The following is a 24,842-nucleotide window of genomic DNA, read 5'->3' as shown; positions in this document are numbered from 1 at the left end:
TTCCCCCACCTTTATAAATAAGAATTTGTTGCGACAATCAATAAACTTGTTTGTTCATTGTGATTGTTAGATAATTTATGTTTTTTTAGAGATTGATAGTAAATACTCTCTCCCTCTTTAGCAATAAAAGTTTCAGAACCAATACTAACACTAACTTCTCCTTTTAATACATAGGCAAAAGTATCTGATTCAGAAGGTTTAAACTCCTTATACTCCCCCTGCTCTTTTAAGGTTAAAATAATTGGTTCCATCTCATTTTCATTGGAATCAGGAACAAGCCACTTAATTTTGTATCCCTTATCTTCTTCTTGGTAGACTGTGTAATCTTGATTTGTATAAACTACTTTTTGATGTTGTTTCTTATCATCAAAAAAAGATTTTGGTGATTCCCCCAAGACTTCTAAAATTGAAAAGAAAGTCTCCAGTGACGGGGAGCTAATACCTCTTTCCAACTGAGAAATATAACCTTTACTTAAATCCGTTCGCTCTCCTAACTCTTCCTGGGTTAAATTTTTTTGAATACGTAAATTTTTGATTTTAGTTCCAATATCCATCATATCACGCCCTTATTTATCATCCTGAAGTTCACTGATATTAAACTTTAAGTTTACTTTCAACGTCAGTATACAAGATGTTATGTTATAATTCAATCTCTTTTAAAATCCATTGTTTTAATTAAAATTATGGTACACTAAATGTATAATTGAGATAAAAGTGGAGAGGTTTTATTATGGAAAAAACTTTTAGAGCTTTAATAGTGACTGATAATAAGGAAAAAGTTAGCGTAGAAGTGGTAGATTGTTCAACAGATCAATTATCTGAAGGTGACACATTGATTGATGTTTATTACTCAGCAGTGAACTACAAAGATGCCCTAGCCTTACAAAAAAATGGTGGTGTGATTAGGCATTATCCTATGATTCCTGGAATTGATGCAGTAGGTATTATCAAACAGACTAAGGCTAATCAAATGAGGGTGGGGGATCGTGTTGTCGTAACAGGGCGAGGAACAGGTGTCACTCATACAGGAGGATTTAGTGAAGTATTACGGGTACCAAGTGATTGGGTACAAGTATTACCACAACAGATTAACCTAAAAAAAGCTGCTCTAATTGGAACAGCAGGCATAACAGCTTTAAGAGCCATAGAACAGTTAGAGCTTATTGGTTTAGGTAAAGACAAAAAAGTCCCTATTTTGGTAACAGGTGCTAGTGGTGGAGTAGGTAGTTTGGCTATTTTATTACTTAATAAATTAGGATTTACTAATATCACCGGTGTGAGTAGAAAAGGAGCAACAGATTATATTTTAAATCTTGGTGCAAGTGAAGTATTACCTTTATCAGGTTTTAAAGAAGATAAGGTGAAGCCTTTACAATCAATAACCTACAAATACGTGATAGATACTATTGGGGGGAGTAGCTTAAGTTCAATTTTACCTAAAATAGCTTATAATGGTGGTATGTCCTTATGTGGAAATGCTAGTGGGATTAGTTTTACAACAACTGTCTTACCATTCATCTTAAGAGGAGTTAGTATTTTTGGGATTGATTCAGTTCAATTAACTCATCAGGAAAAATATCAAATGTGGTCAAGGTTAAATGACTTATTGTCTGATGATGACTTAGAGAAGATATCGGGAAATATTGGTAAACTTGAAGATATCAATCAGATTGCAAGCAAGTTACTAGCAGGAGAGCATGTTGGAAGAAGTGTTATTGAGATTAGGTCACCACAGGAGTAGGCTATTTATTTCGGGTCTATAATAAATCGTGTTGATGGATAGTTTCCATTAATACGATTTTTTGTTTTTAAATACAAAAAGGAACATCCAAACATGATAAAATAAAGTCGACAAAAACCAAATTATTAGGAGGATGTTCCCATGGATAATCATACTAGAAAATTACTTAATTTAACAGACAAATCTATTATTTTTGAAAAAGATTGGTTAACTGAGGCTACTATTAGAGGTAGACGCTCAAATATAATAAGGGGAAGACTAACGTCTCCAGACAGAATATGCCCCTCTTGTCATCAGAATACGTGTGTTAAAAATGGTACTTATACTACTAAAACACAACTACCAGAGTTTAATAGGGTCACAACTTATTTAGAACTTAAAAGAGAACGATATCTATGTAAAGAATGTCATACAACATTCAGTGCTGATACTGCGTTAGTCGATGACTATTGTCATATATCGAAAACATTAAAGTATCAAATCGCCTTAGATTTGAAAGAAGATCGTTCAAGAAAAGAGATCGCTAGATTCCATCATGTTTCTGATAACACGGTACAACGTGTTTTATACGACTTTACCAACCACTGTCTAACCAACTTTCAACATCTACCAAAAGTACTATGTGTCGATGAATTTAAATCAACTAAGTCATGTCAATCTGGTATGAGCTTTATTTGTGCTGATGCTGAAAGTAAAAAGATTATTGATATTTTACCAGATAGACGTCTCTTCTCTCTTATTAAGTACTTCCTGAAATACTCCAGAAAAGAGCGGTTAAAAGTGAAGTTTCTCGTCATGGATATGAATGCCAACTACGGTGGCCTTCTTAAAACTGTATTTCCACATGCAGAGATTGTGACAGATAGATTCCATATCATTCAGCATATCAATCGTTCTTTTAATCAACTAAGAATAAAAGAAATGAATCAATTAAAACGTTATGATAATGAAGAAGCAAAACAATACCGGAGAATAAAAAAATATTGGAAACTATTTTTAAAAGACTCTAGTCAATTAAGTGCCACTACATATAGTAATTATCCTCTTTTCAATAAAAGTATGACACAAGTTGGTGTCATTGAAGAACTTCTTTCCTATAACTCAACTATAAAAATCGCATATGATTATATACAAGAGTTAAAATATGCTTATGAAACAAAGGATTCAGACTTATTTTTAGAATTAACTCATTCTATCTCTAATGAGCTTCCTAAGGAATTTAAAGCCAAATTCAAAACATTCCAAACCTTCAGGCAAGGTGTTACCAATGCTTTAAATTATTCTTATTCAAATGGTTTTTTAGAAGGAATTAACAACCGAATCAAAGCTATCAAACGAACAGCCTATGGTTACCGAAATTTCTTAACTTTTAAGCGACGGATTTTCCTTATTCAAGGTCAATCATTTCAATTTAATTAAAAAGAAGAAGGAGGAAAAATCCCCCTTCTTCTAATGCCCTTATTTTATCAATTTTTAAATATCAACACGATTTGACGAAGAGCCTTTATTTCCATAACTATGAACAAGGATTTAGATAGGTAAAAAAAAGAGGATGACATTTAAAAGTCATCCTCTTTTTTAATTTGTATGTTAGAAGTTTAAGCTATTTGGCTTAACGTCAGCTGGAATTGGATTCACATATGGAGTATCATCTGTGATCGCTTTTAATTCAGCTTTTGCTTCGTCGATATATTCAGGGTTTTCGATAACTTTAACAGCTGTTGCTGCCATAATTTTTGCTGCTTGAATCATACCTTTTTTAGCAATGCCTGATTTACCAGTTGCCACAACTTGCCATGAATGTAGAGCAATATTTTGAACTTCTGTTGCAACGATACATTGTACAGTTGGTACAACCCAACTAACATCACCCACATCAGTAGATCCTGGTAATGTGATGTTACCTAGAGCTGGGTTATAAGGATAAACATAATCAGCTAAGACTTTACCACTGTTTTCAGCTAAGACTTTTTTCTCAATTGGTGTTACAGGAGGTACCATTCTGAATTGTTTTTCTTCTTCACTTAATGTTGCATGAATTGATTTTGCAAATTCTTGGTCCTCTTCATCAAACTTAGGAGCACCTAAGTCCATCATCACATCACCCATAAGTTTAGTATAAACACTGTTAGGGATGAAGTTTGAACATGCTTTATCAAAGTGAACAGTTACTTCAGTTTCAGTCATTAAAGCTGCACCTTCAGCGATCTTACATAGACGGTCATAAATTTCTTTTACCTGATTTGTTTTAGGTGCACGGATTAAATAAAGTAGTTTAGCATGTGATTGAACAACACTTGGTGCAACCCCGCCAGCATCAAGGTAAGCGTAGTGATAACGAGCTTCACTTGTTACGTGTTCACGTAAGTAGTTACCACCAACGTTCATTAATTCAGCAGCATCAAGTGCGCTACGTCCCATTTCTGGAGAGTTAGCAGCGTGAGCGCTTTTTCCTTTAAATTCAAAAGCAGCTTGGATATTAGCTAATGTTTTAACACTGACAACACTGTTGTCAGTAGCTGGATGCCAGCAAATAGCCATATCTAGGTTATCAAATGCACCTTCACGGGCCATAAATGTTTTACCAGATCCACCTTCTTCGGCTGGACAACCAAAGAATTGAATTTTAGCTTTAATGCCATGAGCATCGATATATTCTTTTGTCGCTACAGCTGCAGCAAGAGAAGCTGTACCTAATAAGTTATGACCACATCCGTGACCGTTTGTGTTTTCTGTTTCAGGGTTAGCTTCTTTATGAGCAACACCTGCTTTTTGAGTCATATCAGGAAGTGCATCATACTCACCTAAAAACCCAATAACTGGTCCTTCAGTACCGTATGTTGCGACAAAGGCTGTATCAATACCACCATGACCTGTTTCGATTGTAAATCCTTCTTCTTCAAGGACAGCCATTAATACTTGAGCTGATTCGTGTTCATGGAATTTTGTTTCTGCAATATCCCAAATACGATCACTAATCTCATGATAGCTACCTTCTTTGGATGTAATTAATTCTTCAATCTCATGATAGCTACCTTCTTTGGATGTAATTAATTCTTCAATTTTTTCGTACATAAATACTGCCTCCTATATGAATAATGTGATCCCGTATGATAATAAAATTGCCAATGCTGTAATAATGATACCCGGTATGATGAAACTAAATACTTTGGTTTTACCAGTGTGGTCTAATTCGACCGCAAATAGTAACGTTGGTTGTGCCGGAATAACAAAGTTGAAATTCAGACATTGAACAATAACCACTAAGAATAGTGGAGAGATACCAAGTGTTAATGCAAGTGGGAAGATGATTGCGGCAACGGCTGTTTGCGCTCCGATAATCATGGCAACAAATGAACAGATTAAAATGATAACCCATGGATATTGTGCCAACACTTGACCTAAACTTTGACCTAGTACAGCTTGATTAATTGGTGCGTTGAAGATCGTTCCTCCAACCCATCCTAAACCTAAAACGATTAGGGCAGCTGCTAAGAAGTTACCAATTGCTGAAGTAGCAAGGATGTCTTTTGCTTTGATTTTAAAGAATAAAATATTAACTGCGACTGATAAGTACATAAACATCTGAACTAAGTCAGCTGTAGCAATACGTACAGTATTTTCACCAACTTCAAATGTTGGTAAAATACTTGGGAATAAACCTAAAACGATAATAGCTAATACGCAAAGTAAGAAAACAATCGTTGATTTTTTTGCTGCTGTAGCGATTTCTCTTACTTCTAATTGGTCTTCACTTAACTTAGCAATAGCAGACTCATCAAATGGAATGCGTTTGTAAGCAAAAGTTAAAATTAAGCTTAATAATACAATTGAAATTAATGTTGCTGGTAATGTAATTGATAGGTAAGTTCCTAAAGAAATACCATAAGCTGCTAAAATTGTCACAACATAAGCTGTTGAAGATGATGCTGGACTACATAAAAGAGCCATGTTAGATGCTAAAACTGAAGTAACCAAAGCACCTTTAGGGTTAACTTTTGATTTAATAGCTGTTTCTGAGATGATTGGTTCTAGTGATAAAGTAATCATCGCTGTACCCATACCAAATACGAAAAGGAAACACACAAGTGGAGCTACAAATGTAATTGCTCTTGGGTATCTTCTGATAATTTTTTCAGCGACTGAAATCATGTATTCCATACCACCTGATGCCTGTAATGTGGCACTGGCAACACCAATGGATAGGATGATTAATACGGCAGTAACTGGGGGTGCTGAAGGTGGTAATTTAAAAATGAATATCATAATGAATAAAGCAACAATAGCAGTAACACCTGCACCTAAAGCTCCACCCTTCATTAATCCGTAAATGATCGTAGCAACCATAATCACGAGTTCTATTAATAATAAAGCCATCGAATTCCTCCTAATAAGTATAAAAATTTAATAATGCTAATAAAAATAAATAATTACAAACAACTTAACTCCCTCTCCACCTTTCTACGTAGTCGTATAATTTTTATTTGCCTTTCTATTTTTCACATAAATGAAAGGCAAATAGAAATTGGATGAATACTAAGGGCCTTTTCTGATCTATTTTGTGAAAAGATGAATAACGAAAACAAATAAAACTTATCTGCCATAATTATAACATCAATCAGAAAAAATAGAAATGATTTCTTTAAAAAAAATGATTTTTTTGCCAACAAAAAGTGAATATATTAGACAGTTTTGTTCTGTTATAAAGGACTAAATGTGAAAAAAGTGTTTCGTAACGAGTTATATATAGACTCGTCAAAAAAGTAAAACCCTTACAAACTTATTTTTTATAACACAGTTGTTATAAAAAAAAGTATTTGTGAAAAAAATAGAGAATTAAGTTATTTTATACTTTATTTAAAAAAGATAAAAAATTAATTTTTTATTAAAAAGATGATGATTTCCTCAAAAAAGTCACTGAAAAAAGATGATTTTTTATATAAAAAAATGCTACCTTACCAATTTTTCAAAAGATAAGGTAGCATCATGAAAGACTAGTTTTTTATTGGTCGTCCAATAATTCGAACTTCTGTTTCTAACTGAACATCAAATTTATCTAAAATCGTTTTTTGAATGTATTCAATTAGTGAGACATAATCAGTAGCAGTTGCTTGATTAATATTAACTATAAAACCAGCATGCTTAGTTGAAATTTGGGCACCACCAAGCACGTAACCTTGTAAACCAGCATCTTGGATTAACTTACCAGTAAAGTGTCCTTCAGGTCTTTTAAAAACACTACCACATGAAGGGTATTCTAGAGGTTGTTTTGATTGTCTTAAATGAGTCAACTCAGCCATTCTCTCAGCAATTTGTGAATGCTCTCCTTTATGTAAATCAAAGGTCACACTTAAAACAATTCCCGTTATTTTTTGTAAAATACTATAGCGGTAACTAAAGTCCATATCTTCTTTGTAAAAAGTTTTAATCGTTCCATCTTTTAAAATAATCTCAGCAGACTTGAAAACGTCCACTAATTCTCCCCCGTAGGCACCAGCATTCATATAGGTTGCTCCACCAATGCTTCCTGGAATACCACATGCAAACTCTAGACCTGTCAAATGATGTTTAAGAGCAAGTTTTGAAACATCGATTAATTTTGCTCCTGATTGGGCAGTGATGCTAGTTTTGTTGACCTCTGTGCGATTCATCTCTTCTAGCATAATGACGACACCTTCAATACCTCCATCTCTAACAATTAAATTACTAGCATTTCCTAAACAAAGCCAAGGGGTATTTGTTTCACGACAAATATTAACAATGTCTTGAACTTCCTTAGTCGTCTTTGGAAACATTAAAAGGTCAGCTGGTCCCCCTGTTTTAGTATAGGTATAAGTGGATAAAGGTTCATTTTTTAATGACTTAATGTCAGGTAATTTATCAATAATAAGTTTAATGGTCACAATAGATACACTCCTCGTGTTTAGTTACTAATTGATTAGTAAAATTATTCTATCATACTTTAGATAGCTCTGTAGTGAGTTTACTAAATTTTAAAGGTTTTAACTGCTTTATCTAGTGAAATAATATTAACATGTATAAGTTAAAATATTTGTGATAAACTATTAATGTAGAAGTAACAAAGGAGGTATGAGTACATGAAACTTATATCATGGAATGTCAATGGTCTAAGAGCCATTGTGAAGAAAAATTTTTTAGAAGACATTAAAGAAATTGACCCAGATATACTATCATTGCAAGAAACTAAGTTACAAGCTGGTCAAATTGATTTAGATATGCCAGGGTATTATCAGTATTGGAATTATGCCGAAAAGAAAGGTTATTCAGGTACCGCTGTTTTTACTAAAAAAGAACCTATTAGTGTTACAAAAGGTATGGGAATTGAAGAATTTGATACAGAGGGTCGTTTGTTAACTTTGGAATTTGCTGATTTTTATTTAGTAAATTGTTATACACCAAATGCTCAACCTGAGTTAAAGCGTCTTGAATTTAGACTAGATTGGGAGACTCATATTAGAGCTTATTTAAAAAAATTAGAAGAGACAAAGCCAGTAGTTTATTGTGGGGATTTAAATGTCGCCCATGAAAATATCGATTTAAAGAACTGGAAAACAAACCATAGAAATCCAGGTTTTTCTGATCAGGAACGTGCAGCATTTACAGAACTATTGAATTCAGGTTTTATTGATACGTTTAGATATTTCTATCCAGATAAAGAAGGAGCTTATTCTTGGTGGAGTTATAGGTTTAATGCTAGAGCTAATAATGCGGGATGGAGAATTGATTATTTCTGCGTGTCAGACAGTTTAAAAACAGACATAGAAAGTGCTGCAATATTAAGTGATATTTATGGTAGTGATCATTGTCCTGTTGAGCTTGTTTTAAAGGATAAATAGGGGGAACGTTAATGAGAAAGAAACTAAAGGTACTTATTAGTCTTGGGTTATTAATATTGAGCCTTGTAGGTACATCTATAGCAGGATTCGCTGTGAATCAAAAAGATTTGTTATATGACTTGAAATTTGATGAGAAAAGACACGTTTTAACAGGTAAAACAACACCAAGTGCTAATATTTATTTAGAAAATTTAGCTGGGTCGATTGTAGCAGATGAAAAAGGTAATTTTGAAGTGCCGATTCCAAAAGGAACAAAAGAAGAAACAATAGGTATGTTAGATGCAGAGGGAGATCAGTCTACTAGTGTTATTTATGATTTTGTTGAAAAAAAGGTCATTAGTAGTGAAAAGGATGAAAAACCAGAAACATCTAAACCTAAGGAAAAGAAAGAATCTGATACGAAGGAATCTAGTAGTCAAAGTGTAGAAGAAGATGAGGAAGTACAAACAAATACCTCAACCCAAGAAGTAAAAGAGTCATCAACTCAAGTAACTCAGGATACAATGGGAGCAGAAGTGGTTGAAGAATCATTTACTGGTGAGGAAAAAGAAGCTAAGTTAAGTACTGCTTGGATTTGGACTATTGTCATTATTGTTCTTGTAGGTGGGCTTGGTGTAGGTACTTATTTATGGTATCAGAAAAAATTAGAAAAAGAAGAAAATGACAAACATAAACGTCGTCCAAAACGCAAACGTGACTTAAAATCTGATGGGGAAGAAGAAGAAGATTTCGAAGATATTATGTCTAAACCATCTGAAAAAGTAAAAGGGAAGAAAAAGAAAACATCTAAACAAGATATGTCATCATCTAAACCAAAAAGTAGAAAGCCAAAAAGAAAATTAAGTGACTCTGACTCAACCAGCTCAAAATCTAAAACATCATCTCGAACAAGGAAAAAATCACGAAAGTCATAATGAATTTTATAGCTATGGATTTTGAAACAGCTAGTGGGGCAAGTCATAGCGCTTGCTCCCTTGCTCTTGTGATGGTGAAAGACAGTCAGTTTGCGGGTCAATATTACTCATTAATTAAACCAACTACATCTATGTCTTACCACAATAGTCAAATACATGGGCTTTATGAGGAAGATGTAAGAGATGCTCCAACTTTTGATGAGGTTTGGCAAGACATTAAGAAGTACTTTCAAGCAAATAGATTAATTGTCGCTCATAATGCTAGTTTTGATAACCGCGTTTTAGCATCATGTTTAGATTACTACGATTTGGAACCTGCTTACTTTATGTCGCTATGTACAGTTAAAACAAGTAGAAAACTATATCCAAATTTAAAAAATCATAAGTTAAATACAGTTTGCCATTACTTAGGGATTAATCTAGAACATCACCATCATGCTCTTGATGATAGTAAAGCTTGTTCTGAGATTTTACTTGCCCAAGAGCAAACATTTGGTGTTGCTTCTTTAAAGAAATTAGTGAGACATATCTAAAAAATAGGTTGCCTACCACTGGCAACCTATTTTTTTAGATTAAATAACTCATCATAATAACATCAATTAATTCATTGTCTTCTGAGAGAATTCCTTTTTCTTTAATGCCATCAATGGAAAAGCCTACTTTTTCGTATAACGAAAAGGCACGTGTATTTCTCTTTTGAACATTAATTTCTAGTCTCTTTGTGGTAGTTGATGTTTTAGCTAATTCAATAATCTCTTCAAGCATAATCGTACCAAGACCAATTCCCCAATAATCCTTTTTAATTGTAATGCCTACTTCGCCAATATGCTCAAAGCTTTTGTCTTCTTGACTAACTAAGGTAGCAATACCAATAATCTCTTCGTGGTTAAGTGCTAGTAAAATGAGCTGATTGTCTTGTTGATAAATATAATCAACTTCTTTTTCCATGGAAGAGACAGGCATGTTTAGAGCATGAGGGCTAACAACTAAATAAGGTGTTTCTTGATTTAATAAACTCATAACTTCCATTAACTGCTTAGCATCTGTTGGGATAGCTTGACGGATAGAAATATCTAATTCACTCATTTTTTTCTCCTTTATTGTCATGTAGGGTCTGTTGAATTTGTTTATGTAAGACTGGCGCCTGAGAATGAGTGATGCTTAATATCCGGGTATCATCTGTTGTTTTATCAAAAGTCAGTTCAATAAAAGGCCAATCGATATCCTCTTTTATGTATTGTCCCCACTCAATTAAACAAACCCCGTCACCATCTAAGTATTCATCTAATCCTAAATCACTAGCCCCTTCACCTAAACGATAAACATCCATGTGATACAAGGGGATTGTAGCTGTATCGTATTCTTTAATCAAGGTGTATGTCGGACTTTTAATCATTTGTGAAATACCTAAACCCTCAGCAAAACCTTTTGAAAAGGTTGTTTTACCAGCACCTAAGTCTCCAGTTAAAATGAAAATATCTCCTGGAGAAGCAAGTTGTGCGATTTTTTTTCCAACATTTATTGTATCTGCTTCATTTGATAAATGTATCATGGTATGCTCCTTTCTGTGTTTTATTATTATGTAGTATAACGTATTCTTATAGAATACAACAGTAGTGACATATCGAAAAAAAGAAGCCAATTTTTTAAAATCAGCTTCTTTTCATTTTATTTTTCCATTAAAGATTGTGCAGCTGTGATGATAGATAGTTTGTAAACATCTTCTTCATTACATCCACGAGATAAGTCTGAAATAGGTTTATTTAATCCTTGTAAGATTGGTCCAATAGCTTGGAAGCCACCTAAACGTTGAGCAATTTTATACCCAATATTACCTGATTGAATTTCAGGGAAGACAAATACGTTAGCTTGACCAGCAACCGAAGACTCAGGTGCTTTTTGTGTTGCAACAGCAGGCACATAAGCTGCGTCAAATTGTAGTTCTCCTTCAATATCAAATTCAGGTGCTAACTCTTTTGCAATACGAGTTGCTTCCATGACTTTAGTTACTTCATCAGATTTAGCTGAGCCTTTTGTTGAAAAACTCAACATTGCTACTTTTGGATCAATGCCGAATAATTCTGCTGTTTTAGCACTTTCCACAGCGATTTCAGCTAAAGCTTGAGCATCTGGATTAATGTTAATAGCACAATCAGAGAAAATATATTTTTCTGAATCACGGTTACCAATCATTAAGAAAGCACCGCTTGTACGGCTAACACCAGGTTTTGTTTTAACAATTTGTAGAGCTGGACGAATGGTATCACCAGTTGAATGAATCGCACCACTCACTAAGCCATCTGCTAAGTCCATATACACTAACATTGTTCCAAAATAGTTCTCATCTTTAAGAACAGTACGTGCTTGGTCCTCAGTAGCCTTACCTTTACGGCGTTCGATAAATGAAGTAACCATTTTATCAAAGTCAGCATAATTTTCAGGATCGATGATAGTTAAACTATCAATGTTCAATCCACGACTTGTTGCTAATTCTTGAATATCAGCTTTGTTACCGATTAAGATAGGCTCCATTAAATCATCAGATTTCAACCTAACAGCTGCTCCTAAAACACGGGAATCCATTGGTTCAGGAAACACCATACGAATATTTTTTCCGCTAATATTTTCTTTTAATTGTTCAAATAATTCCACAAAAACTCCTCCAATATCTTGTTTTTTACATATACTATCATACCATGAGTTATACTCACGTGACTAGTAGACAAACTTAGACTACATCAGGCTCATCTGAGTTTGTGGTAGATTCCAATTAATTGGAGTTAGCCCCTTACTTGTTAAATAGTCATTTGTTCTTGAAAAAGGTTTTGAGTCAAAAAAACCACGATAGGCTGATAAGGGGCTTGGATGGGGTCCTTCAATAACTAGGTGTTTTCCTTGATCAATCATCTGTTTTTTTTGCTGAGCCGGTTTTCCCCATAAAATAAACACGACAGGGTCTTCTTTTTGATTTACTTTCCTGATAATACTATCGGTAAATGTTTCCCAACCTTGATTTTTATGAGAATGAGCCTTACCTGCTTCAACAGTTAACACAGTATTTAATAGAAGGACACCTTGCTTAGCCCAAGGGATGAGACAACCTGTTGATGGCATATCAATATCTAAATCTCTCTGCATTTCTTTGAAAATATTTACTAAAGATGGTGGTATTTTTGTACCTGGTAGTACAGAAAAACTTAAACCATGAGCTTGATGTGGTCCGTGATAAGGGTCCTGTCCTAAAATAACAACTTTAACATCTTCATACGGTGTCTCATTTAGAGCGTTAAAAATATCAGTTTGTTTTGGGTAAATTGTCTTAGTAGCATATTCAGTTATCAAAAAATTAGTTAAACTTTCAATGTAGGGTTTCTTTATTTCTTCTTGTAATGGTTCTTGCCAATTTTTATTTATCATATCAAACAATAAAATCACCTCAAATTTTACTTTATCATATGTGAATTTGTTTTTAAATATCAATCTCTTTTGAAAAATGGTACACTAAATACATAGATAAAACAATTGGAGGAGGAGTTGTATGATTAAATTGATTGCATCTGATATGGATGGCACCTTGTTATCATCTCATCTCAGCATTTCAGAATTTAATAAAGAAGTCGTTAAAAAAGCACAAAATAAAGGTATAGAATTTATGGTGGCAACAGGAAGATCTCATTCTGAGGCTAGACCTGTTTTAAATGAAGCAGGTATTCATTGTGGTATGATTACAGGAAACGGAGCACAAGTCTTTGATGCTGATGATAACGTTGTACATACAGCTGCTATAGATAAACATACAGTCCAAGAAGTGATGACTATTTTAGAAGAGAATAACTTGTATTTTGAGCTGATGACGTCACAAGGTGTCTTCTCAAATAGTCAACCACAAAGAATAGAAAATTTTGCGACAATGCTAGCTGAAAATATTCCACATTTAACGTTTAAAATGGCAATCGCTATGGCATCAACTCATATTGATATGCTACCTGTAGAGTATGTAAAAGATTATCAAGAGTTAATGGCTGATGATGACATTGAGATGTTAAAGGTCATTACATTTAGTGATCAAGGTCCATCTTTACTTAATCCTGTAGCAGAAAAACTAGCTAAACTGGATGATTTATATATCACCTCATCATTTCCAAATAATTTAGAAATCAATCATGTTGAAGCTAAAAAAGGTAATGCAGTTGCTAGGATTGCTGAGGAAAAAAGGATTGATCTTTCAGATGTGTTAGCTATTGGAGATAATTATAATGACGTTTCTATGTTAGAAATTGCTGGTGTGAGCTTTGCTATGGGAAATGCCGAGCCTGGTGTTAAGGAAATTGCTAAGTATGAAACAGTAACCAATGTAGAAAATGGTGTCGGCAAAGCAATTTTAAGAGCGGTTGAGGAGAACCTTTAGTATTGTTTTAAAAAAGGGTGATGATTGATGGGGATTTATTACATAAATGAACATGTATTATCTGCTAACGTTCGAGCTGTTATAACTGACGATCAACAAAGGGCAACCTTTGTATTAATCGGTAAATGGGGATGTGTGGGTGATGCGGTGAAAGTTTATAATCTAAGTGGTGATGTTCTAGCTAGTGCGATTCAAGTAGATTATGCAACTCCAGCAACGTTTGACTTATATATTGGTGACCAAAAAGTGGGTACTTTAAAGCATGTCGTATCACTTAGGCGAGGTTTTTATGCCATTAGAAATCTAAAATGGTTAGCAACTGCTAATTTTAAACGTCAAGGGTACAGTATTCATAGTTTTCACGGTCGTGTGATGAAGATGACAAAACGTACTACCTATCAAGGCGATATGTATCAAATTAAAGTAAAAGATGAGGAACTTGTACCAATATGTATTTGTATAGGTGCTGTTATTGATTATTGGAATAGGCTAACCCAAAAAGAAATAAGTTTTAATCAACCACTAATTTATGATAAACAGGTACCCTTTTCAGTTCAATGTATTGAAGAGGAAGATAGTTGAAAAAGGAGGAGATACAAATGAAAAAGAGTATTGTTATATCAACAACATTATTGTTAGGTATTTGCGCTCTATCACTGACAAGTTATGCTAAAGAAGATATCGACCCTGACGTGTTGAGTAAGTCAAATTGGGAAGTTGTATCAGTTGTTGATGCTAAAGGGAAAACTGTTATAAAACAAAACGAAAATTTAATGGTGCGAGCTAAGTATGACCTAAAAACTAATCATTATGAATTTTTTGAGTTAGAAGGTAAAAAAAGTAAAGAAGAAGGCACGTTTTTCTTGACTGAAAATACTGTGAAAAATGACCGTGTTTTTGATGGTCAACAACAGCTCACAGACATTGTGGAACTAGATAAGACAGTCTATACTTTTCGAACGACAGGCAAACAAGAAGATGGTAAACAAGGTGATGTTTTTGTTGTTAGTAAGCCCTACACAGAAGAGAAATTAGACTTTACCACTCCTGTGACAGATATTCCTGCTGGTAGTTCGACTATTGCTGACAAACCAAAAGGTGCCTTTATTTTATCTAAAGACGTTTGGAAAGCAAGTAAAGTAGTTAGTGCAGACGGAGAAGATAATTTAACTGAATATAATAATGATTTGATGAACTATGTCATGTTTGATGGTAAAACAGGTAGATATGAACATTTTGACATGACAACGAAAAAATCAACAAAAGATTATGGTTTCTTTGATGTTATCAAAGATAACACAGAATTTGTTTCGATTAATCATGATGCTAAAAAACACCTTATAGCTAAAGTAAAGGATTTAAATAATAAAGACTTTACTTATCAAGTTGATGGAAAAAATAAATCAGGTGAAAAAGTTAAAGTTGATGTAGAGTTTGAATTAGCTGACATTAAGAGGGATGATTTAATATTTACGATTACTGAGGCTGAAGCCTCAAATCGTCCAAAGATGCCAGAGCAGAGTGAAAATCCAACACTACCAGAAAAACCAAACCCAGGACCTGATACAGGTTCCAGCACAACAAGTAGTGATGTTAATACGGGGAGTACAACAACAGATTCAAGTGGGAATACAGGAGGCACAACAAGTAGTGATTCAAGTACAGATTCCAGCACAACAAGTAGTGAACCAAGTGACATAGAGGTACCAAAAGCGCCAAGTATTATCCAACCCTATGCTGGTGATAAAGTACTAAGAGGTACAGCTCAAGTTCATACAAAAATTGTACTAAAAAAATCAGTTTTTGAAACGAAACCTAACTCAGTGAAAGCTGAGAAAAAATTTGTTGATATGGGTATAGCAGAAGTTAATTCAGATGGTCAGTGGGAGTTGAATTTGACAGATGCTCTGGCTCCTGGAGAGGAAATTGAAGCTGTGGCAGTGAATGTGAAACGTCCTGAATTTCAGTCTAAACCGACTTATGTGACGGTCAAAGAATCGGGCAAAGGAAAAGGTAGTAACAAGCCTGGTGGAACTAATCAACATAATAAAAAACCAGGAGGTACAAATCAAAATAATAAAAAACCAGGAGGTACAAATCAAAATAATAAAAAACCCGATGGAAAAAAATTACCTCAAACAGGTGAAGCAGTAAAGAATACTAGCCTGGTTATTGGTGGGGTAATTATTGTTGGTGTGATTGTTGCTATTTATATGAAGAATAAAAAAGGTAAAGAAAATTAAGACATGATACTCAAAAAAGTACTGGATCGAATTAAACATTTGATTCAGTACTTTTTTGTCTTGTTATGCTTGTATTAATTTTTTCATATAGATAAGTAAAAATTGAATTTAGAAAAAGATAATTCAATATAGACTAGGTAGGTTTCAGTGTTATTTAAACATTGTTTTTACAACGGTTTATTTTTTTTGTATAAAACATACTATATAATCAGATGATATAGAAGTCGTTTGAACATGTTTAAACAAGGGTATAGTTATATTAGGAAAGAGAATGAAAAGTTACACATTTGGTTTGGTTTCTTTATTAATAATAGGTGTAGGTGTTTCAGTCGATGCTGCTGAGGCAACTAATGCTTATGGAAATATTGTGAAAAATCCGTTCTTTATGGAAAAGGATGTGAGTGGTGCTGGACGAAAAAATGTACCAACAGATTGGAATTTAGGAGATTCATACAATTGGGAGTTAAAAGAACTTGGAACAGGTGGTTCAGGGACTTATAAAGGAAAAGCGCTGTATAGCTATCTATATTGGAGATATACAGAGCCTACAGGTATTGTCGTTTCAACTAGAAATAATAGTGTCTCTTTAATCCAGAACATAGACAAATCTCAGTTAGATTTTAGTCGGAAAATATTTATTGGTGGGACAGTAACTTTAGGTCCAGGAGCGATTGAAAGCAGTGGGGTTAGAGCCATTAATCCAGGAGATTTTCATATTAATATGTATGCTGGTAGTGGGGAAAATAATGGATCAGCTGGTCAAGAACAGGCATTCACCGCCATGTTAAATAGTCCTAATGTTACGTTTGATTCAGCCAGTGGTAATTTTTTAATGGAAGTTCAGGCTAATGATAAACAAAAATTGGCTTTTGAAAAAAATGATGTCACCTTGTGGTTCAAAGTGCAAGCTGGATCTTATGGCAGTGTGTATGGTTTAGACAATGTTTTTGTTTCTCAAACGCTTCTTGACCCTGTGACGGAAAAAATAAGTGTGTCATTGGGTGAGTCCATCACTCAAAAAGATGTAGAAAATAAAATTTCTCAAATTGATATTGTTGAAGGTGATGAAAGAGTAACTGCTGAGTCATTCACTATTGATGGTATTGCAAAAGATAACAGTATCTTAACAAACCGAGTAGGTAATGGAAATACTATGGTTAATGTAACAGCTGTAGCAAAAGGTAATACTTACAAAGGAATGGTCAAAATCCCTACAGAAGTGACTTGGGGGGATAGTATTGCGATAGGTGATCATAATCGTGATTACAATGAAGGGGCACTAGCCTTAACTTTGAAAGAAAAAGAAGATGGTTTGAAAATAATGGGAACCTTTTCCAAATGGCTAGATGCTACAACCAATATTATTCCTAAAACAAATACATTTATGATGATGAAAATGCAAGACACCAGTGTAAGTGATGTGAAAGGGTTAACTCATGAAGGTGGCCGCTATCGATTTTCTAGCGGTGAAGCTAAGGTATCTAGGAGTTTGATTTACCGAAACGTGGGCTATGCTGATGGAACTAATGTTCATGTTAGAGTAACGATGACATCAAACGAAGAGGTAACGGATTTAACTAGCAATTTTATTGGATATGAAACAGGATTTATGAGCATAGGTGTGAAATCTAAAAAAGGAAAACCTATTGAAACGGCCGTGAGTTATGAGTTTTTAAATGATGCCAATCAACTGATTAAGGTGTCAGGTTACTGGACAGTAACAGGGTTAAATCAATATAAACGTGTTGCTCTACCTAGTGAGCAAGTTGAAAATATTTATTCTTACCATAGGGGAACAAGTCCTCAGACGACTATCAAGTATTTAGAGGAAGGTGATAATTTAACTTTAATTGGGACAAATACAACAGCTGGAAGTAGCGGAGAAGGTGTGGAGACGACATTAACGTATAATGCTTTAGAGACCTTTGATTTCACAGTTATTCCACGTGATATGGATGATACTATCCAATTGAATTATTCTCAAAGTTCCATTCCTAAAGTAGGTATACCCGATTCTCAGCCTGTTAATCAAACAGTGAAAAACATTACTAAAGATAATCGTGACAAGCTGATCAATGAATTTGTTCAACATATTTCTTTTGAATCAACTGATAACCGAAATCAAGATATGACGTGGACATTATCAGAGCAAAAAAATAATGATGTCTTTAAACCAGGTAGTTGGAAAGTTTATAATGAAGCTGGAACAGATGAAACTGAATTATTTACTTTTGATAAAGATAAGGTAAAATCTAAATCACTGACTAATGCTACTTTATATAATCACCACTATCGTTTTGTTTATTCTCTAGACTTTGATGTGTCGAAAGAAGTAGATGAGAAAATATTAAAAGATAGAGATAATGGTAAGTATTTAGATTATAGTCAGACAGCAACTTTATCTGTTGATAAATTAAAACCAGTATCAACTGTAGCTAAGACAGATATTAACTTACTAGCTAATATCAACTACAAGTATCTAGATGACAAAAATCAAGATATTGAAGTTAGTGGATTAGATAGAAAAGTCTCAAGTGTTATCACTAAACCTTATCCAGTAACGAAAGCACCAGAGATTAAAGGTTACACCTTCAGTAAGTCAGAGCCAAGTGACTTGTCTAAAGAAAAAATTCTCTATACTGATAACACCGTAACTTTCATTTATGACAAAATCAATAAAGTCTGGATGACAGTGAATTATTATAGGTTAGACCGAGATGGAAAAGAAACAAATATTCCGGTTCTTGAAAACTTAAAAGAAGACAAAGAAGCTAAATCTTTAAGAAAAGAAGTAGAAGTAGGCAACGTTATTAGTGGAGAAGTAGCTGAGAAAACCTTTGATAGTTATCAACTTGAAAGTAGTAAAACGACGATTTTAAATGATGTCATAGGTGATAAGGTGACAGATAATGTCATACCAAGTGATAATTTTACTGTGACATATTACTACGAGCCTTTAGAAGACTTGTCGATACCAAAAACGATTTCCTTTGGTGAAAATAATGCACAACACTTAAAAGAAGAGTACCCAGTGAAGCATGCCGAAAAGCCAATTGTCTTAACAAGTGGTTTCTCAAGTGTTGATTGGTCCCTTCAAGCAAGTAGTGACGGGTTATTTTCTACAGAATCAAAAGCAAGACTTTATTCTAATATGTACTTTAGAATCGGTAATGAAAAAATCATAATTGATAAAGAAGGTAATGTCTTACTAAACCATACTAATAAAAATTATTACGAATTACCATTAGTAACAAAAGAGAATAAAGAAGGATTATTCTTAGAAATTAATAAACAAAGTACGAAGGAATCCAGTTATAAAGGAGTGATTAAATTCTCCATGGTGACAGGTCCGTAGTACAAAAGTAAATAAAAAAGCAGTCATTAAGGAATTGAACGTGTTCCTTTGATGACTGTTTTTTATTATCTTATCATCTAGTAAGTTGGTTTAGGGAGGTAGCGATTTTATATACGCTATATTTACATTCGTGGTATGATTAGAATAGAAAATGATAAAGGAAGGATAGTATTGGAAAATAAAAGTATTCCACTAGAGATTCATATCAGGCATATTGGTGTGGAAAGCATGACGATAGTCAGCAAATTATCGTTTTTATTTGTTTTATCTGGGAATTTGTCACTATTACATAATGGTAAATTGATTAGTATTCGTGAAGGAGATATTTATATCATTAATAAAAATGATATCGTTAGTGTTCCTAATATGACAGATAACATGGTAATGACATCTCACCTGTGGGCAGAAGGTCAATTCAAGTTAAATCATCCCTTATCTTTAGTTTATATGACAGAAGCATATGAAAAAATATCCAGTTGCTTATCTCAAGCAATGAGTGAGTATATAAAAAAAGAAGAAGGTTTTAAAGAGGTTTTATTAGGGTATCACCATCAATTACTAGGTTATTTGTACCGCTATTTACCTCAAATAAAAGGGACTCAAGATACAACCCACATTCAACTAAGTGATAAAATCACAGAATTAGTAGATTATATTTTAAAGAATTTTGAAAAAAAAATAACTTTAGATGATTTATCTGATCGTTTTTTTATAAGTAAATTTTACTTGGCTCATATATTTAAAGAAGAAGTTGGTCTATCAGTTGGGCAATTTATTAAACAAGTCAGACTGACTCATAGTTTAGAATTATTATATCATCAAACATATTCCTTAGATGATATTGCTATAAAAAGCGGTTTTCCTAGCACAAGGGCTTTTAGAGATGCTTTTAAAGAAAAATATGAAGTCACTCCAGCACAATATAGGATTGTTCACACAGATAACTCAAACGAGGAGTTATCTTTTGAGTTAAGTGAGCAAGAAGTTTACCAACTAATAAGTAAATATACTCAGGCAGATACGGTGAACCATGTAGTAGGTAATTCTTATGAAGTGATTTCAGAAGTGATTGATACAGGATTATCAATGCATACAGAGCATTTTTACTTAGAAGGAATAGCCAAATTAGATATTATGTCAAAATCAAATATGTTGCCAAATATTAGGCAAGATTTAGGTATGAAATATGTTGCTATTACTCATCCTCTTAGGAAAATACAAGCTGTTTATAGAAAAGATAGTTGGGATATTCAACTTTATCACTTGTATACAGAACTAAATTTAGTGATCTCAAATGGATTGTATCCGTACATTCAAATTGGGATTGAGGATTTTGATGATTTTCAAGAAATGTTTGACTTACCAGAAATCGCTTGGATACGTTTATTTGATACATTAAACCAACAAATTAGCCAACGTTTTATGGATACGAGTCAATGGTATATTGAATATCGCTGTTTTTATGAAAATGTCAATGGCGGAGAATTATGTTTACCTCTAGTTAGGTTGATTCAAGATACGAGTCATATGTACCAAGTGATTATCCATTTGCCAGAATTACCAGTGACCCATCAAGAAATTGAACAACCTGTTATGGTGATTGATGATCGCTCCCGTGTTAGAACTTACGATTTAGCTGATATTCTCAAAAGATTACATCATATGGAGCATCTTGAAAAAATAGCAGAAAATAAAAATATTTTATTCCAACAGCTGGCTTTGAATCATTTTATTCATTTAGAAGAAGATGAGCATTACCGGCCGCTAATTTCTTTGATTACTGCTAATCAGACGTTGTGGTTTTTTAATATCAAATTAGATAATTTATCGACGCATTTTTTACAACCAACAAGTATTGACGGGACGTCGTTATATACTTATTTTCCTAAAGAATTATCTCAAAAGTTAGCTTTAATGTCTGAGGTGGGTGTGTATCATGATATGTGGTATGCTTATCAATTTAAGACAAGTCTTTATGAGGAAGTAATATACCAAACAGAATTTTTTATTTTAACAAGGCAAGGGGAAGATTATAGATTACTGGCTATTTACCCAGAAAAGAAAATTACTAATCTGGAAACTATTTCCACCGAAATGATTAAACAACAACCTTTCATGCTACTAGAGATTAAATTGCTATCTTTAACTGGTAAGTATAAAAAAACAGTTAAAGAATTATCTCCTTATACTAAAATGGAACATGCACAATCAATAACCTGGATGAACGACGTAAACTTGTCCCAAGAAGATATCGATTATATTAATGGATTATCTAGACCTAAAAGACAAGTAGAAGTCATTAGTACTAATGATATTTTAAATTTAAATATTCAAATTCCTATCTTAGGGATGGTGTATATTGATTTGAAAAAAATAAAATAAAGACGTTATATTGCTTTTTCTTAGTTTTTTTAGTTAAGAAATAAGCAATATTTTTTATTTTATCAACAAGAATGTTATCGTTTTTTTGAAAGCGCTATATCATAATAAGATGGAGAACTTAGGAGGGAAAGTAAATGTCAAATTGGTTTGAGAAAAGAAAGATAAGAAAAGAGAGAATCGTTAAAGAAGTAAAGCAAGATAAGGCAGCTTATAAGAAAGAGAAAGAGGAGATTAGTCAGCTTCCAGAGATAGAGCAAAAGACAGCAAAGGATGCACTAAAAGAAAAACGCAAAGAGAAAAAACAAGCACAAAAAGTAGCGATTAAAGCTATGCCAAAAGGTGCCGAGAAAAAAGAAGCCAAAGCTAAGCGACGTATTTATCGTAAAGTTAAAAATAGACCAATTAGAGCAACTGTTTGGGGGCTAGTGATTATAGGTATTGGCACTTTAGCAGTTAAGGTAGGTCCAACTGTGCGTGACATATCAGATACTGTGTCAGCTAAGGGGATAGATATTGTGACAGATACACCAGAAAATGATAAAGCTCGCAAACATGGTGAGAAGGTATCTGAAGATATTGCTAATGAGGGGATTATTTTACTAAAAAATGACGACAAACAATTGCCATTAAAGGATAAAAAAATTAATGTGTTTGGAACCTCATCATTTAATTTTAGATATGGTGGTGGTGGATCTGGTGGTTCAGACACGTCTCGTGCTATTGATTTATATCAAGGATTAAAAGAAGCAGGTATTGAGTACAACACTCATTTATATGATGCCTACCAAGAATTACCAGAAGTAGAAAAGGCATCAGATGGTGGTGGAACTGGCCTTGTTCAAGTTGTAAAATCAATGACAAGTAAAAGTGACTCAGATGAACCTGGTATTGAGTATTTGACACCAGATATTGTGAAAGAAGCTAAAGACTATTCAGATGAAGCGATGATTGTGATTGCAAGTAGTGGTGTTGAAAGTAGTGATATGTCAAAAGAAGAATTAGAGCTAACTGATAATATGAAAGATTTAATCAGCACAGTCGCTAAAGATTTTGACAATATTACAGTGGTCATTAATGCAGGTAATGCCCTAGAACTTGGTTATCTAGAAGAAGTACCACAAGTGAAATCAATTGTTTGGGTAGGAACACCTGGACCATACGGAGCCCGTTCTTTAGGGAATGTATTAGCTGGAAATATTAACCCATCAGGTCGTTTAGTTGATACTTACGCTTATGATTTAACTAGTGCTCCAGCAACAGAAAACTTTGGTAGTTATGCTTATGATAATTTAGATAAACACTTTGTCAATTATCAAGAAGGTATCTATATCGGGTATCGTTTTTATGAAACCTATTTTGATGGGGATGAAAAAGGGTATCAAGAAACCGTTCAGTTTCCACTAGGTTATGGGTTAAGTTACACTGATTTTAAATGGGAAATTGAAAAAGAAGCATTTAATGAAACAGATATTTCAATGGATGTGAAAGTGACAAATACAGGAGATATGGCTGGTAAAGATGTCGTACAGTTGTACTTCTCAGCACCTTACACTAAAGGTGGTATTGAAAAATCAGCGATTGAATTAGCTGATTTTGCCAAAACGAAGGAATTAGCACCAGGTGAATCAGAAGTGGTGACTTTGTCGTATAAAACAAATGATATGGCCTCTTATGATATGCATGATGAAGAAGCTTTTGTTTTAGATGAAGGGAAATATCAAATTAAATTAGGTAAAAATGTGCATGAGATTGTGGAAACAAAAGAGTATAACAATCCAAAACGTGTTGTGATAAAAGAAGATAGTGCCACTGGAGAAGAGATTAAGAACCTATTTACAAATAGTGACAATGGCTTAACCTATTTGTCTCGTAGTGATTGGGAAGGGACTTATCCAACAGATGAAGAAATCGATATGTCAGCGCCAGATTTTGCTGTGGAAGAAGCTAATCGTCCTATTACACCGACAGATATTGACATGCCAGAAGTTGGACAAGATAAAGGGATTAAACTAGAGGATTTAAAGGGACTGGAATATGATGATCCGAAATGGGATGAGTTTATGAGTCAGTTTACTGTTGATGAATTAATGGATTATTACACACAAGGGGCTTATAAAACAAACGAAATTTCTCGCTTAGGTGTACCAGGTTCTGTTTTACTCGATGGCCCTGCTGGAATTAATTTCTTCTTTAAATCAGTTACAGCAGCATCATATCCAACAGAAGTTGTCCTTGCTTCGACATGGAACACACAACTTGCCTATGATATTGGTGAAGCAGTAGGTGAAGAAGCTAAAGCTATGGGAGTACATGGCTGGTATGCCCCTGCTATGAATATTCACAGAACTCCTCAAGGTGGAAGAAACTTTGAGTATTATTCAGAAGATCCATTATTATCTGGAAAAATGGCAACAGCTGTCACAAAAGGAAGTCAAGATCAAGGTGTGATGGTATTTATGAAGCATTTTGCTATGAACGATCAGGAAACACATGCTAGGAGCGGTCTTTATGTTTGGGCTAATGAGCAATCTATGCGAGAGCTTCATTTACGTCCTTTTGAAATGACCGTTAAAGACGGTGGTACTCACGGAGTTATGTCTAGTTTTAGTTATATTAATGGTCAGTGGGCTGGAGCTAATCCAACACTGCTAAATGATTTATTACGCGACGAGTGGGGATTCAATGGTATGGTATCAAGTGATGCTGTCTTTGGTTTCATGCATGCTGATAAAGCAGTGACTTCAGGGAATGATGTGATGCTAGATATTATGTCTAAATCAACAAATAAAAAACGTCTGAAGAAAGCGTACAAGGAAGATCCTGCAGGAATTGCCACAGGACTTCAAACAAGTGGTAAAAACGTGATGTATGCTCTACTTCAAACAAATGCTGTCGAGTAATAGGTGAAATTAACGGATAAAAGAGTACCTTTATGGGGACTC

19 protein-coding genes are annotated in these 24,842 nt (G+C 33.9%); 11 read left to right on the top strand and 8 right to left on the bottom strand.

All coding sequences use genetic code 11. The annotated features are described in order from the left end of the window. Positions 1-11: 11 nt before the first annotated feature. On the bottom strand, positions 12-554 hold the full coding sequence (locus VSF34_RS09270) for a helix-turn-helix domain-containing protein (protein WP_326717021.1): 543 nt from the start codon (positions 552-554) through the stop codon (positions 12-14). A gap of 176 nt (positions 555-730) precedes the next feature. On the opposite strand from VSF34_RS09270, the gene VSF34_RS09265 reads away from it, so the two are divergent. Both VSF34_RS09265 and VSF34_RS09260 read left to right on the top strand, forming a co-directional pair. Then, positions 731-1,741: a YhdH/YhfP family quinone oxidoreductase gene (locus VSF34_RS09265; protein WP_326717020.1), complete on the top strand. Its 1,011-nt coding sequence runs from the start codon at positions 731-733 to the stop codon at positions 1,739-1,741. A 141-nt stretch (positions 1,742-1,882) separates the two neighbouring features. Next, on the top strand, positions 1,883-3,160 hold the full coding sequence (locus VSF34_RS09260; RefSeq protein ID WP_326716709.1) for an ISL3 family transposase: 1,278 nt from the start codon (positions 1,883-1,885) through the stop codon (positions 3,158-3,160). A 171-nt stretch (positions 3,161-3,331) separates the two neighbouring features. Here the strand turns inward: VSF34_RS09260 and VSF34_RS09255 are convergent, their stop codons facing one another. From VSF34_RS09255 to murB, 3 genes are all read right to left on the bottom strand, one after another. Beyond that, positions 3,332-4,816, bottom strand: a complete 1,485-nt coding sequence (locus tag VSF34_RS09255) for an amidohydrolase (RefSeq protein ID WP_326717019.1) — start codon at positions 4,814-4,816, stop codon at positions 3,332-3,334. Between the two features lie 12 nt (positions 4,817-4,828). Beyond that, complete coding sequence (locus tag VSF34_RS09250; RefSeq protein WP_326717018.1) at positions 4,829-6,118, bottom strand: anaerobic C4-dicarboxylate transporter family protein; 1,290 nt, start codon at positions 6,116-6,118, stop codon at positions 4,829-4,831. A 617-nt stretch (positions 6,119-6,735) separates the two neighbouring features. Continuing rightward, positions 6,736-7,644 (bottom strand): UDP-N-acetylmuramate dehydrogenase, encoded by a 909-nt coding sequence (gene murB / locus VSF34_RS09245; protein WP_326717017.1) that lies wholly within the window; start codon positions 7,642-7,644, stop codon positions 6,736-6,738. Positions 7,645-7,839: 195 nt separating this feature from the next. Here murB and VSF34_RS09240 point away from each other — a divergent pair, with 195 nt between their 5' ends. From VSF34_RS09240 to VSF34_RS09230, 3 genes are read left to right on the top strand one after another with little or no spacing between them, the layout of a single operon-like run. Next, positions 7,840-8,598, top strand: coding sequence for an exodeoxyribonuclease III (locus tag VSF34_RS09240; RefSeq protein ID WP_326717016.1), 759 nt, complete (start codon positions 7,840-7,842; stop codon positions 8,596-8,598). An 11-nt stretch (positions 8,599-8,609) separates the two neighbouring features. Next, positions 8,610-9,512: a hypothetical protein gene (locus tag VSF34_RS09235; RefSeq protein ID WP_326717015.1), complete on the top strand. Its 903-nt coding sequence runs from the start codon at positions 8,610-8,612 to the stop codon at positions 9,510-9,512. Continuing rightward, positions 9,512-10,045 carry a 3'-5' exonuclease gene (locus VSF34_RS09230; RefSeq protein WP_326717014.1) on the top strand — a complete coding sequence of 178 codons (534 nt, stop codon included), beginning with the start codon at positions 9,512-9,514 and terminating at the stop codon, positions 10,043-10,045. Before VSF34_RS09235 ends, VSF34_RS09230 begins: the two co-directional genes overlap by 1 nt. A gap of 34 nt (positions 10,046-10,079) precedes the next feature. Here the strand turns inward: VSF34_RS09230 and VSF34_RS09225 are convergent, their stop codons facing one another. The 4 genes from VSF34_RS09225 to VSF34_RS09210 all read right to left on the bottom strand — a co-directional run bounded on the left by VSF34_RS09225 (position 10,080) and on the right by VSF34_RS09210 (position 12,929). Beyond that, positions 10,080-10,619 (bottom strand): GNAT family N-acetyltransferase, encoded by a 540-nt coding sequence (locus tag VSF34_RS09225; protein ID WP_326717013.1) that lies wholly within the window; start codon positions 10,617-10,619, stop codon positions 10,080-10,082. After that, on the bottom strand, positions 10,591-11,064 hold the full coding sequence (tsaE, locus tag VSF34_RS09220; RefSeq protein ID WP_326717012.1) for a tRNA (adenosine(37)-N6)-threonylcarbamoyltransferase complex ATPase subunit type 1 TsaE: 474 nt from the start codon (positions 11,062-11,064) through the stop codon (positions 10,591-10,593). Before tsaE ends, VSF34_RS09225 begins: the two co-directional genes overlap by 29 nt. A 116-nt stretch (positions 11,065-11,180) precedes the next feature. Continuing rightward, positions 11,181-12,164, bottom strand: coding sequence for a phosphate acetyltransferase (pta, locus tag VSF34_RS09215; RefSeq protein ID WP_326717011.1), 984 nt, complete (start codon positions 12,162-12,164; stop codon positions 11,181-11,183). A gap of 81 nt (positions 12,165-12,245) precedes the next feature. Then, positions 12,246-12,929 carry a uracil-DNA glycosylase gene (locus tag VSF34_RS09210; RefSeq protein ID WP_370659255.1) on the bottom strand — a complete coding sequence of 228 codons (684 nt, stop codon included), beginning with the start codon at positions 12,927-12,929 and terminating at the stop codon, positions 12,246-12,248. A gap of 121 nt (positions 12,930-13,050) precedes the next feature. Here VSF34_RS09210 and VSF34_RS09205 point away from each other — a divergent pair, with 121 nt between their 5' ends. The 6 genes from VSF34_RS09205 (at position 13,051) to VSF34_RS09180 (ending at position 24,800) form a co-directional block, all read left to right on the top strand. Continuing rightward, positions 13,051-13,920, top strand: a complete 870-nt coding sequence (locus VSF34_RS09205; protein WP_326717009.1) for a Cof-type HAD-IIB family hydrolase — start codon at positions 13,051-13,053, stop codon at positions 13,918-13,920. A gap of 27 nt (positions 13,921-13,947) precedes the next feature. Continuing rightward, complete coding sequence (locus VSF34_RS09200; protein WP_326717008.1) at positions 13,948-14,502, top strand: LURP-one-related/scramblase family protein; 555 nt, start codon at positions 13,948-13,950, stop codon at positions 14,500-14,502. Positions 14,503-14,519: 17 nt separating this feature from the next. After that, positions 14,520-16,163 (top strand): DUF4822 domain-containing protein, encoded by a 1,644-nt coding sequence (locus VSF34_RS09195; protein WP_326717007.1) that lies wholly within the window; start codon positions 14,520-14,522, stop codon positions 16,161-16,163. 271 nt (positions 16,164-16,434) lie between these two features. Continuing rightward, positions 16,435-19,518 carry a hypothetical protein gene (locus VSF34_RS09190; RefSeq protein WP_326717006.1) on the top strand — a complete coding sequence of 1,028 codons (3,084 nt, stop codon included), beginning with the start codon at positions 16,435-16,437 and terminating at the stop codon, positions 19,516-19,518. A 171-nt stretch (positions 19,519-19,689) separates the two neighbouring features. Beyond that, entirely contained in the window at positions 19,690-21,900 is a 2,211-nt protein-coding gene (locus tag VSF34_RS09185) for an AraC family transcriptional regulator (protein ID WP_326717005.1), read from the top strand. 134 nt (positions 21,901-22,034) lie between these two features. Next, positions 22,035-24,800: a glycoside hydrolase family 3 N-terminal domain-containing protein gene (locus VSF34_RS09180; protein WP_326717004.1), complete on the top strand. Its 2,766-nt coding sequence runs from the start codon at positions 22,035-22,037 to the stop codon at positions 24,798-24,800. Positions 24,801-24,842: the final 42 nt, after the last annotated feature.

It is taken from the genome of Vagococcus jeotgali, assembly GCF_035918315.1.
In the GTDB taxonomy this organism is placed as follows: Bacteria; Bacillota; Bacilli; order Lactobacillales; family Vagococcaceae; genus Vagococcus; species Vagococcus jeotgali.
This window is presented reverse-complemented; position numbering and strand designations above follow the sequence as displayed.

Coding starts and splice junctions, on each gene's coding strand:
- VSF34_RS09260 (WP_326716709.1), top strand. CDS start 1,883: ATGGATAATCATACTAGAAAATTACTTAATTTAACAGACAAATCTATT.
- VSF34_RS09205 (WP_326717009.1), top strand. CDS start 13,051: ATGATTAAATTGATTGCATCTGATATGGATGGCACCTTGTTATCATCT.
- VSF34_RS09235 (WP_326717015.1), top strand. CDS start 8,610: ATGAGAAAGAAACTAAAGGTACTTATTAGTCTTGGGTTATTAATATTG.
- VSF34_RS09210 (WP_370659255.1), bottom strand. CDS start 12,929: ATGATAAATAAAAATTGGCAAGAACCATTACAAGAAGAAATAAAGAAA.
- VSF34_RS09230 (WP_326717014.1), top strand. CDS start 9,512: ATGAATTTTATAGCTATGGATTTTGAAACAGCTAGTGGGGCAAGTCAT.
- VSF34_RS09225 (WP_326717013.1), bottom strand. CDS start 10,619: ATGACAATAAAGGAGAAAAAAATGAGTGAATTAGATATTTCTATCCGT.
- VSF34_RS09195 (WP_326717007.1), top strand. CDS start 14,520: ATGAAAAAGAGTATTGTTATATCAACAACATTATTGTTAGGTATTTGC.
- VSF34_RS09200 (WP_326717008.1), top strand. CDS start 13,948: ATGGGGATTTATTACATAAATGAACATGTATTATCTGCTAACGTTCGA.
- VSF34_RS09270 (WP_326717021.1), bottom strand. CDS start 554: ATGGATATTGGAACTAAAATCAAAAATTTACGTATTCAAAAAAATTTA.
- VSF34_RS09180 (WP_326717004.1), top strand. CDS start 22,035: ATGTCAAATTGGTTTGAGAAAAGAAAGATAAGAAAAGAGAGAATCGTT.
- tsaE (WP_326717012.1), bottom strand. CDS start 11,064: ATGATACATTTATCAAATGAAGCAGATACAATAAATGTTGGAAAAAAA.
- VSF34_RS09255 (WP_326717019.1), bottom strand. CDS start 4,816: ATGTACGAAAAAATTGAAGAATTAATTACATCCAAAGAAGGTAGCTAT.
- VSF34_RS09265 (WP_326717020.1), top strand. CDS start 731: ATGGAAAAAACTTTTAGAGCTTTAATAGTGACTGATAATAAGGAAAAA.
- VSF34_RS09190 (WP_326717006.1), top strand. CDS start 16,435: ATGAAAAGTTACACATTTGGTTTGGTTTCTTTATTAATAATAGGTGTA.
- VSF34_RS09250 (WP_326717018.1), bottom strand. CDS start 6,118: ATGGCTTTATTATTAATAGAACTCGTGATTATGGTTGCTACGATCATT.
- VSF34_RS09240 (WP_326717016.1), top strand. CDS start 7,840: ATGAAACTTATATCATGGAATGTCAATGGTCTAAGAGCCATTGTGAAG.